The 12,460-nt window shown below is 72.5% G+C and carries 10 protein-coding genes; 2 read left to right on the top strand and 8 right to left on the bottom strand.

From position 1 onward, the window contains the following. Positions 1-185: 185 nt before the first annotated feature. Positions 186-1,538, top strand: coding sequence for an MATE family efflux transporter (locus O4J56_RS11065; protein WP_270685636.1), 1,353 nt, complete (start codon positions 186-188; stop codon positions 1,536-1,538). Between the two features lie 53 nt (positions 1,539-1,591). Here the strand turns inward: O4J56_RS11065 and O4J56_RS11070 are convergent, their stop codons facing one another. The 8 genes from O4J56_RS11070 to O4J56_RS11105 form a co-directional block, all read right to left on the bottom strand. Then, entirely contained in the window at positions 1,592-2,500 is a 909-nt protein-coding gene (locus tag O4J56_RS11070) for a peptidoglycan recognition protein family protein (protein WP_270685637.1), read from the bottom strand. Positions 2,501-2,649: 149 nt separating this feature from the next. Continuing rightward, the gene (gene rplI / locus O4J56_RS11075) at positions 2,650-3,096 is read right to left on the bottom strand and encodes a 50S ribosomal protein L9 (protein ID WP_270685638.1); all 447 of its coding nucleotides are present in this window, start codon (positions 3,094-3,096) and stop codon (positions 2,650-2,652) included. A gap of 28 nt (positions 3,097-3,124) precedes the next feature. Beyond that, complete coding sequence (rpsR, locus tag O4J56_RS11080; protein WP_017539584.1) at positions 3,125-3,361, bottom strand: 30S ribosomal protein S18; 237 nt, start codon at positions 3,359-3,361, stop codon at positions 3,125-3,127. A 79-nt stretch (positions 3,362-3,440) separates the two neighbouring features. Next, on the bottom strand, positions 3,441-4,013 hold the full coding sequence (locus O4J56_RS11085) for a single-stranded DNA-binding protein (RefSeq protein ID WP_270685639.1): 573 nt from the start codon (positions 4,011-4,013) through the stop codon (positions 3,441-3,443). 64 nt (positions 4,014-4,077) lie between these two features. Beyond that, on the bottom strand, positions 4,078-4,368 hold the full coding sequence (gene rpsF, locus O4J56_RS11090) for a 30S ribosomal protein S6 (RefSeq protein WP_026123554.1): 291 nt from the start codon (positions 4,366-4,368) through the stop codon (positions 4,078-4,080). A gap of 90 nt (positions 4,369-4,458) precedes the next feature. Beyond that, positions 4,459-5,988, bottom strand: a complete 1,530-nt coding sequence (locus O4J56_RS11095; RefSeq protein WP_270685640.1) for a glycosyltransferase family 87 protein — start codon at positions 5,986-5,988, stop codon at positions 4,459-4,461. 14 nt (positions 5,989-6,002) lie between these two features. Beyond that, positions 6,003-8,597 carry a transglycosylase domain-containing protein gene (locus tag O4J56_RS11100; protein ID WP_270685641.1) on the bottom strand — a complete coding sequence of 865 codons (2,595 nt, stop codon included), beginning with the start codon at positions 8,595-8,597 and terminating at the stop codon, positions 6,003-6,005. 535 nt (positions 8,598-9,132) lie between these two features. After that, positions 9,133-11,418, bottom strand: a complete 2,286-nt coding sequence (locus O4J56_RS11105) for a transglycosylase domain-containing protein (protein WP_270685642.1) — start codon at positions 11,416-11,418, stop codon at positions 9,133-9,135. Between the two features lie 351 nt (positions 11,419-11,769). Between O4J56_RS11105 and O4J56_RS11110 the strand changes: the two genes are divergently transcribed. Next, positions 11,770-12,396, top strand: a complete 627-nt coding sequence (locus O4J56_RS11110) for a PadR family transcriptional regulator (protein WP_270685643.1) — start codon at positions 11,770-11,772, stop codon at positions 12,394-12,396. Positions 12,397-12,460 lie beyond the last annotated feature (64 nt).

A 12,460-nucleotide genomic window follows, 5' to 3' on the forward strand; every position in this document is an offset into this window, starting at 1 on the left:
CAACGCCTGTGGATAACTCCTGTGCACTCCCCGCACATACGGTATGAGCTGCGAAAACCTTATGCACCGCCTGTGCGTGAAAGAAACCGCACACATCTTCGTCCACAGGTTTTCCACAGGGCGTTCGACACACCGTGGACGCCGGTCCCCCACCTCGAACACGTGTCCGGTAGCGTGGCCGGGCCATGTCCGCACCACTGTCCGCGCCTCCCTTCCGCCACCCGCACGACCGCGAGATCCTCCGCCTCGCCGTCCCCACCTTCTTCGCGCTCATCGCCGAGCCGCTGCTGCTGCTCACCGACACCGCGATCGTCGGCACCCTGGGCACCCGCCCGCTCGGCGGCCTCGGGGTCGCCGGGCAGATCCTGATGACCCTGGCCAACCTGTGCATCTTCCTGGCCTACGGCACCACCGCGGCGGTCGCCCGACGGTTCGGCGCCGGGCAGGTGCGCGAAGGGCTGCGCAGCGGCGTCGACGGCCTGTGGCTGGCGCTGATCATCGGCGCCGCGGTGGCCGCGGCCGGGTACGCCGGCGGCCCCTGGCTGGTCGGGGCGCTCGGCGCCTCGGACGCCGTCGCCCCCTACGCGCTCACCTACCTGCGGATCAGCCTGCTCAGCGCCCCCGCGCTGCTGCTGGTCATGGCCGGGACGGGGGTGCTGCGCGGGCTGCAGGACGCCCGCACGCCGCTGCTGGTGTCGGTGGGCACCGCCGCGGTGAACGCCGGGCTGGCCGCGCTGCTGGTGCTCGTCCTGGACACGGGCATCGCCGGGTCGGCCTGGGCGACGGTCATGGCGCAGTGGGGCGGCGCCGCCGTCTACCTCGCGGTGGTGGTCCGGGCCGCCCGCCGCGAAGGGGTGTCCCTGGCGCCCGACCCCTCCGGGGTGAAGGCGTCCGCGGCCGCCGGGGCGGCGCTGTTCGTCCGGACGGTGTCGCTGCGGGTGGTGCTGGTGGTCACCACGGCGGTGGCCGCCCGCATGGGCGACCAGGAGATCGCGGCCCAGCAGGTCGCCTTCCAGCTCTGGTCGCTGCTTGTGTTCGCGATGGACGCGATCGCGGTGGCGGCGCAGGCGATCATCGGCCGCTACCTGGGCGCCTCGGACGCCAAGGGGGCGCGGGCCGCCACCCGCCGCATGGTGGAGTGGGGCGTCATGATCGGCGCCGTGTTCACGGTGCTGGTGCTGGCGGTGCGCCCGTGGGCACCGGTGCCGTTCACCTCCGACGCCCGGGTGGCGGCGCTGATCGTCTCCGCCCTGCTGGTGGTGGCGCTGCTGCAGCCGCTGAGCGGGGTGGTCATGGTGCTCGACGGCATCCTCATGGGCGCCGGGGACCAGCGCTACCTCGCCTGGGCCAGCTTCTGGACGATGCTGGCCTTCCTCCCGTGCGCCGCGGTGGTGCTGTGGACGACGCCCCCGGGCTCCCCCGACGCGCTGCTGCGGCTGTGGCTCGCGTTCGGGGTGTGGATGGCCGCACGCGGCATCACCCTGGGGCTGCGCGCCCGCGGCGGCGCGTGGGTGGTGCTGGGGTCGACGCGCGACTGACGCCGCCGGCCGGCCCGGGGGCGTGTGCCGGGCCGACCTGCCCGCCGGTCCCGTCAGGCGTCCTCCCCGGGTAGGCCCTCTCCGGTCCCGCCGTCTCCCCGGCCGTCGGCGTCGGTGTCGGCGTCGGCGTCCGCCGCCCGCACCGCGTCGCGCTCGCCGAGCGCCGGACCGTGGTAGTAGGGCGCCGCCCGCTCCCCCGTCGGCACCGCCGGGTAGGTCGGCAGGTGCTCCTCGGGCAGTTCGGCAAGACTGAGCAGCTCCAGCCGCTGCTGAGCGGTGCGCATCCGCGAGGCGACGTCCCTGCGCAGGTCGGGGAGCATCCCGTACAGCCGGTCGCCCGGACAGCTCGTGGCGTTGTAGTCGCGGTGTCCGACGATGCTCTTGGCCGGGTCCAGCCCGTACACCAGGCACAGCCACGCACAGGTGTCGGCGAGCGCCGCCATGAGCGCCCTGGTGGGCGTGGCCGAGGTGTACAGCCCCTCGTTCTCGATGCCCACGGTGTGCGAGTTGTGGTTCGCGGTGTGGGCGCCGACGGCGTGCCGCCCGTCGCGCACGGCCGCCAGGCTGCGGTTGCGGCCCTCCATGATGTGGCCGCCGCGCGAGATGGTGAACTGCTGCCCGGTGTCGTCCCAGCCGTTGGAGTCCATGTGGTGGCGCTGTATGGCCCGGGAGAGCGCCGCCGCGTGGCTCTTGGAGTAGTCGGTGCTGTTCGCCGTGGCGGTGTGGTGGACGACGATGTGGTCGGGCGCCCCGGTGACCGTCGCGGCGCGCCTCGCCTTCCGCGCTCCCCAGTCGGAGCGGGTGTAGACCTTGGGGGCGGCGACGGCCAGCGCGGGCGCCGGGGCCGCCAGGTCCGCCGCGCCGCCGAGCAGCACCGCTCCGGCGGCCAGCGCTCCGGCCCGGACCGCCCCGCGCCGGGTCAGGCCCATCGGGTGCGGGGACTCCTGCTCGTGACTGCCCATGTCGGCCTCATCCTTCCTGTGGGGCGACGTGCCCACAGGCCACGATAAGTTACAAATAGTGATCAAAGAATCACTATGGGCAATGCGGCGTGTCCGAACGAAGGCCCCGCGCCCGCGGTGCGGGGGCGGGGCCTCACGGGCGCGGCGGACTAGTCGCCGACGACCTCCAGCGCGATGGTGGCCGACACCTCGGGGTGCAGGCGGATACGCACCTTGTGCTCACCGACCGACTTGATCGGGTTGCGGATCTCGATACGGCGCTTGTCGACCTGCGGGCCGCCGGCGGCCGTGACCGCCTCGGCGACGTCCGCGGCGTTGACCGACCCGAACAGGCGGCCGCCGTCGCCGGCGCGCCGGCCCAGCTCCACACGGAGCGAGCGCAGCCGCTCGGCGATCTGCTCGGCCTCCTCCAGGGTGCGGATGTCGCGGGCCTGGCGGGCGCGGCGGATCGAGTCGATCTGCTTCTGGCCGCCGCGGGTCCACCGGATGGCGACCCCGCGCGGAAGCAGGTAGTTGCGGCCGTAGCCGTCCTTCACCTCGACGACGTCGCCGGGGGCACCGAGACCGTCGACCTCGTGGGTCAGAATCAGCTTCACGACTAAAACCTCCCTCGGAATTCCCCGTTTAGCGAGCGGTGCTGGTGTAGGGCAGCAGCGCCATCTCGCGGGCGTTCTTGATCGCCGTCGCGACGTCGCGCTGGTGCTGCGTGCAGTTGCCGGTGACGCGGCGGGCACGGATCTTGCCGCGGTCGGAGATGAACTTGCGCAGCAGAGTGGTGTCCTTGTAGTCGATGTAGGACGCCTTCTCCTGGCAGAAGAGGCAAACCTTCTTCTTGGGCTTGCGTGCTGCCGGCTTCGCCATCGTGGTGCTCCTTTGTCAAGAGCCCCGGATTCGTCCGGGGATGGTCTGTTCGGACTGGGGTGGCCGTCGCGGGGCCGGGCTAGAACGGGGGCTCGTCGGAGAACCCGCCGCCGCCGAAGCCGCCGCCACCGCCGTTGGTCGCCCAGGGGTCGTCGGCCGGAGGGCCGGAGCGGCCGCCCTGGGGGCCACCGAAGCCGCCCCCCTGGTTGCCGTATCCGCCGCCCTGCTGGCCGCCGAAGCCCCCGCCACCGCCGCCGCCGAAACCGCCGCCCTGGCCGCCGCCCTGGCGCTGCGCGCGGGCCACCTTGGCGGTGGCGTAGCGCAGCGTGGGCCCGACCTCCTCGACGTCGATCTCGAAGACGGTGCGCTTCTCGCCCTCCTTGGTCTCGTAGGAGCGCTGCTTCAAGCGCCCCTGGACGATGACGCGCATACCGCGCTGGAGGCTCTCGGCCACGTTCTCCGCGTACTGGCGCCACACCGCGCAGCTGAGGAACATGGCCTCGCCGTCCTTCCACTCGCCGCTCTGGCGGTCGAAGACGCGCGGTGTGGAGGCGACGCGGAAGTTCGCGACCGCGGCCCCGCTGGGGGTGAATCGCAGCTCAGGGTCGTCGACGAGGTTGCCGACGAGCGTGATCTGGGTCTCGCCTGCCATGGAAGGCTCCGGATTCCTATCGGTTCGGATCAGGCGTGCGGGGCGCCGACGCGGGCGCGCGGACCTAGTGGACCTCGGGGCGGAGGACCTTGGTGCGCAGGACGGACTCGGTCAGGTTGAGCTGGCGGTCCAGCTCCTTGACCGTGGCGGGCTCGGCCGACAGGTCGATCACCGCGTAGATGCCGTCGGTGTTCTTCTCGATGTCGTAGGAGAGGCGGCGCTTGCCCCAGACGTCGACCTTCTCCACGGAGCCGCCGTCGTTGCGGACCACCGCGAGGAACTTGTCGAGCGACGGGGCGACCGTGCGCTCATCGAGGTTCGGGTCGAGGATGACCATCACTTCGTAACGACGCATTGCCGTCGTACCTCCTCTGGACTGTCGCGGCCATGGTCTCTCCATGGCAGGAGGGCTGTTGAGCCAGACGAACGCCAAGATTACCAGCCGTCAAGGGGCCGATTCGCCGCCTTCGCCGGGTGCTGTCCAGGGCCCTCGCCCCGGACCGCCCCCGGATTCGGCACCGGTTCCGATACCGGGTCCGGCGGCGGCTCCGGAGGCGGGGTCCGCGGCCCGGCGCCCCGCCGCCGTGATGTCGGCCACGGTCACCCCGCACAGCACCGCCAGGGTGGTCAGGCGGCCCAGGGACAGCAGCGCGTACCCCCCGAAGGCCAGCCCGGCCTCGACGCCCTGGGCCGCGGCCGTCGTGTGCAGCAGGTGCTGCCAGATCCCGAAGAAGTAGCCGACCTCCGCCGCCTGCCACAGCGCGAACGCCGCGACCGGCGGCCAGGTGCCCAGGTTGCGCGGCCAGGCGAGCACCGCGAGCGGGATGAGCCAGAGGACGAACTGGGGCGACCACACCTTGTTGGTGATCAGGAAGGCGGCCACGGTCAGCAGCAGGAGCTGCTCCAGGCGGGGCGGGCGGCGGGCCGCGACGCCGAGGACGGCGATCAGTGCGCAGGCCGCGGCCAGGCCCACGGTGCCGAAGGTGTTCACCAGGTCGTGGTCGGCGCTGTCGACGAGGCCGTGGCCGCCCAGGACGTAGTAGACCGATCCCCAGTCGGTGCCGCGCTCCCGGCTGAAGGCGAAGAAGGTCGCCCACCCCTCGGGGGCGGCCAGGGCCACCGGGGCGTTGACGGCCGCCCACGCGGCGGCGGCCCCGCCCAGGGGGCGCAGGAGGTCCCCGGCGGCGAGCCCGCCGCGCCCGAGGAGGCGGCGCAGGACGAGGACGAGGATCGGCCCGAAGACCAGGAACGGGTAGAACTTGGCGGCCACCGCCAGCCCGATGAGGGCTCCCCCGCCCCACTGCCAGCGGCCCCCGCGCGCGTAGAGGGCCAGCCCGACCGTGAACAGGGCGACGGCCAGGTGGTCCCAGTTGATGTAGGCGGTGAGCACCCCCGCGGGGACGAGCGCGGTGGCGCCCCCGGCGAGCAGGGCCCGGCCCCGGTCGAAGGCGGCGCCTTCGGGCGGGTGCACGCCCCCGCGCCCTGCGAGCCACCCCGTCGCCAGGACGGTGGCGGTCAGGCACACCCCCATGACCAGGGCGGTCACGTCGAAGTAGGCCAGCGCGCGCGTGATGGTGTCGGGCAGCCCGGACACCGCGCGCGCGACGAGGTGCATCAGCCCGCCCGTGAGCACGGGGTACTCCACGGGCTTGTCGATGTAGGGCACGAGCCCCTGGTCGAGCCCGTCCCGGTAGTAGAGGGGGAAGACGTCGCTGTAGCAGGCGGCGGCGTACTGCCCCCCGTCCAGCCACGCGCCCCCGAACCTGCACGGGTACTTGGCGAGGTAGCCGAGGACCGCTCCGAGGGCACCGAGCCCCGCGAGCGCCGCCCACGGGACGGCGTCCCCGGTTGCGCCCCGCGCAGCCGTGCCGTCCGCCTGTTCTGCTTCTCCGGCCGGAATACGCCGAGTGCCGGCGGCGGTCGCCTGACCGCCGCCGGCACTCGGGTGTCCGGCGCCTCCGGACGTGGAGGTCACATCACTCCTGTCGGCTAGTCGTCTCTCCGGCCGAAGATCCCGCCGTCGTCGTTGCCGCCGCCGTTGTTCCCGTCGTCACCGCCGGGGTTGTCGGGGTCGGGCGTCTCGGTCGGTTCGTCGCCGCCCGGACCCCCGCCGTTGCAGTTGGGCCACCAGTCCGGGCACTCCCCGTCGCCCGGAGGCGTCGGCGGGCCCGACGGCTGACCCGTGGGCTGCTCGGTGGGCCGTCCCGTGGGCTGCTCGGTGGGCTGCTCGGTGGGCTGCTGGGTCGGCTGCTGGGTCGGCGTCGGGGTGGCCGGGAGGGAGTCCTGCTTGGTGCCGACGTGGGCGGGCTCGGGGAACTGCTTCACCGGCTTGCCCTCCATCGCCGTCTCCATGAACTCCTTCCAGACCTTGGCCGAGGTCGTACCACCGTATACGTCGGCCTCGCCCGGGATCTCGATCTGCTCGCCGCTGTCGCGGAAGAGTCCGACCGCCGTGGCCAGCTGCGGGGTGTACCCCGCGAACCAGGCCGACTTGGCCTGGTTGGAGGTACCGGTCTTGCCCGCCACGGGGCGGCCGTCGTCGAGCATGGCGTTCTTGCCGCCGCCGTCGGGCGAGACGACCTGCTGCATGGCGTAGGTGGCGTCGGCCGCCACGTCCGCGCTGAAGGCGCGCTCGCCCTTCTCCAGCTGGTCGGCGTCGTTGGGCTGGATCTCCTCGTACTCGCCCTCGGGGTTGGGCTTCTCCACCTTGGTGACCATGTGCGCCGGAATGTGCACGCCGCCGTTGGCGAAGGTGGCGTACCCGGTGGCCTGGTCCTTCGCGGTCACCTGGTAGGTGCCCAGCGCGATGTTCGGGCCCATGTCGGCGGTCTCGAACTGCTGCTCGGCGATGCCCGCCGCCTTGGCGGTCTCCACGACGGCCGGGGGCGTCACGTCGATGGCGAGCTGGACGAAGGAGGTGTTCACCGAGTGCTTGGTGGACTCCGTCAGGTCGACGACGCCCCAGTCCCGGTTGCTGTCGTTCTGGATCTCGCCTTCGATCCCCTCGAACTTCTGCGGGGAGGAGCCGTCGAACTCGCTCTCCAGGCTGATGCCCTGGGTGAGCCCGGTGGCCAGCACGTAGGGCTTGAACGCCGAACCCGCCTGGGCGCGTTCGCTCAGGGAGTTGTTGGCGTCCTGGGTGAAGTCCGTTCCGCCGCGGAAGGCCTTGATCTCGCCGGTGGCGGGGTCGATGGAGGTCAGGGCGTAGTTGGTGTCCTCCGGCATCCCCTCGGGAAGGACCTCGCCGAAGACCTTGTCGGCCTTGTTCATCATCTTGGCGTCGAGGGAGGTGGTGACCCGGAGCCCGCCGGTGGCGATCTGCTGGGCGTTCAGGTTGTAGCGGTCCTCGAGTTCCTTCATGACCGCGTCGCGGACGTAGCCCTTGTGCCCCTCGGTCAGGTCCTCGCCAGGCGAGTACGGGATCGTCTCGGGGAACTCCAGCTTGTCGGCCTCGGCCTGGGTGATGCCGTAGTCGGGGTAGTCCTGGTTCATCAGGACCATGCCGTGGACCGAGTCGTTCTCCCAGCGCTCCTTGAGGATCTCCTCGATCTTGGGGTCGGCCTCGAAGTTCTCGAAGTTGCCCGGCTGCTGGATGATCGCGCCGATGAAGGCGCCCTCGGCCTGGTCGAGGTCCTGAACGTCCTTGCCGAAGTAGGCCTGCGAGGCGGCCTGCACCCCGTAGGCCCCGCGGCCGAAGTAGATGGTGTTCAGGTACTGCTCGATGATCTGTTCCTTCTCGAGCTTCTGGCCCAGCTTGATGGAGATCAGGATCTCCTTGGCCTTGCGCGCGATGGTCTGGTCGCGCGTGAGGGTGTCGTAGTAGTTGCGGGCCATCTGCTGGGTGATGGTCGACCCGCCGCCGGCGCCGCCGCCGCTGAGCACGGCGCGCATGGTGCCGGTGATGGAGATGCCGCCGTCGCTGGGGAAGGTGCGCTGCTCGGTGCCGAGGACCCCGTTGATGACGGTGTCGGGGATCTCGTCGTAGGACACCGGCTGGCGGTTGATGTCGCCGGTGGTGACGATCTCGTCGCCGGCCTCGCCGTCCTTGCCCGCGTAGGAGATGACCGTGGCCTTCTGCGTGGCCTCGGCCTGGGCCTTCATCTCGCCCGGGTCGGGGGCGAGGGCGAGCGCGATGAAGAACGCGGCGACCCCGCCGATGAAGAGCACACCGGTGGTGATCAGCAGCGGCTTCCAGGCCTTGGACCAGAAGCGGCGGATGGGCCCGCGGTCGTCGTGCTCGTCGCGGGACGGCGGGCGGCGGCGTCCGCCTCCCCCGCCCCCGCCCGAGCGGCGGGCGCCCCCGGAGCGGGCCCCGTGGGAGCGTCCGCGGTCGTCCTGCTGCGGCCGGCGCCGGCCGCCGGAGCGCGGCCCCTCCGAGCGCGCGCCCTCGGAGCGGCGGCGCGGCCGCTCGTCGTCCCAGAAGCCGCTGTCGCCGCCGTCGTCCCGGCGGCGCCCGACGGCGCGTTCGTCCGCGGCCGGGCCGGCGGCCCGGCGCCTGCCGCCGCTTCCGCGCGGCGCGTCGCCCGACGGGCCCGAGGCCCGCCGGCGGCCGCCGCCGGCGTTACGTCGTCTTTCGGTACTCACGCGTCCTCGATTGCTGATCTACGGCCGTACGGCCTGACGACTCGGGTAGGAGCGGGGCTCGGCGGCCCCATGGGGGATACGGTTCCGGCCGGTCGCGCCCGAGGGGCTGCGCCCGTATAGGGGACGCGCCGCCCTGGGGCGGGGTTTTCCGGTCGACCGGAATACGTGGTCCTCGGCTTCCTCCTGTCGCTGGACCTCACTGGAGACGGTCTCGGGCCGCGGGCGCGCCCCGCGTTCGCGTGCGTCCGCGCCGCCCCCGGGTAAAGCAGGCGCCACGCTAAGGGCACGGCGCCATATAGCACAACCCGAGCCGCGAGGTTACCCTGCGACGCCCCGGAGCGGGTCACGGTACGGACAACTCGGGGGCTCGGCACGCAGCGTACTCGGTGGCCGCCCGCCGGGGGAGGGACCCGCACACGAAGAGCCCGACTCCTCCCGTCTGCGCAGGGTAATCGCGGTAAAGAAAAGGCAAAGCGCGGGCGGTGCCCGCGCTTTGCGAAAGTGATCCAGACAACAGGCGCGTCCGGCCGGGGCGTCACGCCCCCGAGTCGAGGAGCGAGGCGCCCCCTCCGCCGCCGCCCTCCGCGCCGCCGTCGGACCCGCCGTCACCGCCGGTACCGCCGTCGCCACCGCCGGTCCCCGAGTCGCCCCCGTCGCCGCCGGTGCCGCCGTCCGTCCCGCCGTCGCCGCCTCCGGTCCCCCCGTCGCCGCCGTCCCCGGTGTCGGGCGACTCCGTGCCGCCGCCGTCGTCCCCGTCGCCGCCACCGCCGTCGGAGGTCGGCTCGTCGGTCGGCGTGTCCTGCGGGGTGTCCTGCGGCTCGCGGGTCGGCGTGTCCTGCTGGGTCCGCTGGGGCTCCTGCGGCTGGACGGGGGTGTCCTGGCCGCCCCCGCCGCCCCACACCGGCTCGGGGAACTCCCGTACCGGCTGCCCCTGCATCGCCGTCTCCATGAAGTCCTTCCAGACCAGCGCGGAGGTGGTGCCGCCGTAGACCGCGCCGACGCCGGGCAGCTGCAACGGCTGCCCGTCGGCCCTGCTGAGCCCGACCGCCACCGAGAGCTGCGGCGTGTAGCCCACGAACCAGGTCGCCTTGGCGCTGTCGGTGGTGCCGGTCTTGCCCGCCGCCGGGCGGCCGTCGGACAGCGCCGCCGACGATCCGGTCCCGCCGTCCACGACCTGCTCCATGGCGTAGGTGGCGTCGGCGGCGACGCCCTCGCCGAAGGCGCGCGTCCCGGTCTCCAACTGCGCGGCGTCCGTGGGGGTGAGCTCGCCGTCACCGCCCTTCACCCCGGTGACCATGTGGCGGGGCATGTGCACGCCTTCGTTGGCGAAGGTCGCGAACCCGGACGCCTGGTCGAGCGCGGTCACCTGGTAGGTGCCCAGCGCGATGTTCGGGCCGAGGCCGGCGGTCTCGAACTGCTGCTCGGGGATCCCCGCCGCCTTGGCGGCGTCCTGCACCTTCTGCGCGCCGATGTCGACCGTCAGCCCCACGTAGGCGGTGTTGACCGAGTTCTCCGTCGCCTCCAGCAGGCTGACGGGGCCGTAGCTCCTGCCGGAGTCGTTGCGCACCGGTGCCGTCAGCCCGGGGAAGGACTGGGGCGAGCTGCCGTCGTAGACGCTGTTGAGGCTCTTGCCGTCCTCCAGCCCGGCCGCCAGCGCGTAGGGCTTGAACGCCGATCCGGCCTGCGCGCGCTGCACGAGCGAGTTGTCGGTTTCGTTGACCGGGTCGCTTCCGCCGTGGAAGGCCTTGATCTCGCCGGTCTCCGGCTCCACCGCGGCGAGCCCTTCGACGGTCCCCTCGGGCACCTCGCCCAGGGTCTCGGTGAAGGCGTCCCCCGCGGCCTTCATGAGGTCCTTGTCCAGGGAGGTCTGGACCTCGTAGCCGCCGGTGGCGATCTGCTGGTCGGTCAGGTCGTACCGGTCTTGGAGCTCCTTCACCACGGCGTCGCGGATGTACCCCTCGGAGGGGTCGGAGGACGAGGCGCCCGGTTCCCAGGGGATCGTCTCGGGGAACTCCAGGGAGTCGGCCTCCTCCTGGGTGATGCCGTGCTCGGGATCGACCTGGTGCGCCTTCACGGCGCCGTCGACCGCGTACTGCCAGCGCTCGTGGAGGTCCTTCTCGGCCTGCGACCCGGGCTCGGGGTCGGTGAAGTCGCTGGGGCGCTGGATGAGCGCACCGATGAAGGCGCCCTCGGCCTGGTCGAGGTCCTGAACGTCCTTGCCGAAGTAGGCCTGCGCGGCGGCCTCGACGCCGTAGGCGTTGCGGCCGAAGTACACGGTGTTCAGGTACTGGGTGATGATCTCGTCCGGGCTCATGCGCCGGGCGACCTTCAAGGAGATGAAGATCTCCTTGATCTTGCGCGTGTAGGTGCGCTCCTGGGAGAGGCCGTCGTAGTAGTTGCGGGCCATCTGCTGGGTGATGGTCGACCCGCCGCCCGACTCGCCGCCGCTGAGGACGGCGCGTGTGGTCCCGGAGATGGAGACGCCCGGCGTCTTGTAGAAGTTGCGCTGTTCGGCGCCCAGGACGCCGTTGATGACGGTGTCGGGGATCTGGTCCCTGGTCACCTTGGTGCGGTTGACGGCGCCGGTGCTCGTCGCCTTGGACCCGTCGGCGTAGTGGATCTCTGAGGCGGAGACGGCGGCGTCGCCCTGGGGCTGCAGCTTCGACGGTTCGGGCGTGAGCGCGTAGGCGACCGTGAAGGCCGCGGCCCCCGCGACGACGAGGGCGGAGAGCGTCATCAGCACCCAGTGCAGGACACGGCGCCACGTGGGGATCCGGTGCCCCCGGGCCGCGCCCCGCGCCTCCTGGCGTCCCTTGTTCACAAGCATCCTCACTCGCCCGCGGGAGCCAGGAGGAGGGGGCCTGTCTCCGCCGCGCGGCGCTCACTGTCGGCGGGGGACGCCTCACATGGGGCCGACATCTCGTTCAGGTTGAGAAACGGTCGCGGAAATACTACGTCACCTCGGCGGGTAGACCCCGTATCGCCCACCGAGCACCGAGGGACCTATATCGACTGGATATAGTCATACGCGCATAAAGCACGTGTATGTTCACGTTCCACACCCGGCGGGGGGCGCCGGGAACAGAACGGCCGCCGCCGAAGCTGTCGTCAATGCGCGGCGGAGCGGCCGCGCGGGAGACGGCGCCGGGAACCGGTCGAAGGAGGTGCGGCGGTGAGCACGCGCAGGGCGCGGGTCCTCGACCTCGCCGTCCTCGGCCACCTGTCCGAGGCCCCCATGCACGGCTACGAGCTGCGCAAGCGTCTCAACCGGGACCTGGGCGCCTTCCGGGCGTTCTCCTACGGGTCGCTCTACCCCTGCCTGAAGGAGCTGCTGGAGCACGGCCTCGTGGCCGCCGCCGAGCCGCAGCAGGCCGCGCGGGGCAAGCGGTCGCGCATCGTCTACCGCCTCACCGACCAGGGCCGGGCCGCCCTGGACGGCCTGCTCTCCGCGAGCGCCCCGGCGGAGAACGACGACGACTGCTTCGGCGTGCGCTTCACCCTCTTCGGCCGCCTCGGCTCCGACGTCCGCCTGCGCATCCTCGGCGGGCGCCGGGACCGGATGCTGCAGCGGCTGCAGGGGCTGCACGACCGGATGGCGGGCCTGTCCGAGGGGGGCGACCCCTACACCTACGAACTGCACCGGCACCGCGCCGAGACCGTCCAGCGCGAGGTGGACTGGCTCGACGGCCTGATCGAACGGGAGCGGTGGTGCGCCGGGCGGGACGGGGGCGCCGGTGGCGGCACCGGTGCCCCCGCCCCGCCCCGGGGCACCGCGCCCCCGGGCGGGCGCCGGCGGTGAGGCGGCCCAGGGCCGCACCGCGGGGCGTCCTGAGGGCGCCGCGCATTCCACGTCAACGGATCAG

The sequence above is a fragment of the Nocardiopsis endophytica genome, from assembly GCF_027706725.1.
GTDB lineage: Bacteria > Actinomycetota > Actinomycetes > Streptosporangiales > Streptosporangiaceae > Nocardiopsis_A > Nocardiopsis_A endophytica.

Coding starts and splice junctions, on each gene's coding strand:
- O4J56_RS11065 (WP_270685636.1), top strand. CDS start 186: ATGTCCGCACCACTGTCCGCGCCTCCCTTCCGCCACCCGCACGACCGC.
- O4J56_RS11085 (WP_270685639.1), bottom strand. CDS start 4,013: ATGGCAGGCGAGACCCAGATCACGCTCGTCGGCAACCTCGTCGACGAC.
- rpsF (WP_026123554.1), bottom strand. CDS start 4,368: ATGCGTCGTTACGAAGTGATGGTCATCCTCGACCCGAACCTCGATGAG.
- O4J56_RS11070 (WP_270685637.1), bottom strand. CDS start 2,500: ATGGGCAGTCACGAGCAGGAGTCCCCGCACCCGATGGGCCTGACCCGG.
- rpsR (WP_017539584.1), bottom strand. CDS start 3,361: ATGGCGAAGCCGGCAGCACGCAAGCCCAAGAAGAAGGTTTGCCTCTTC.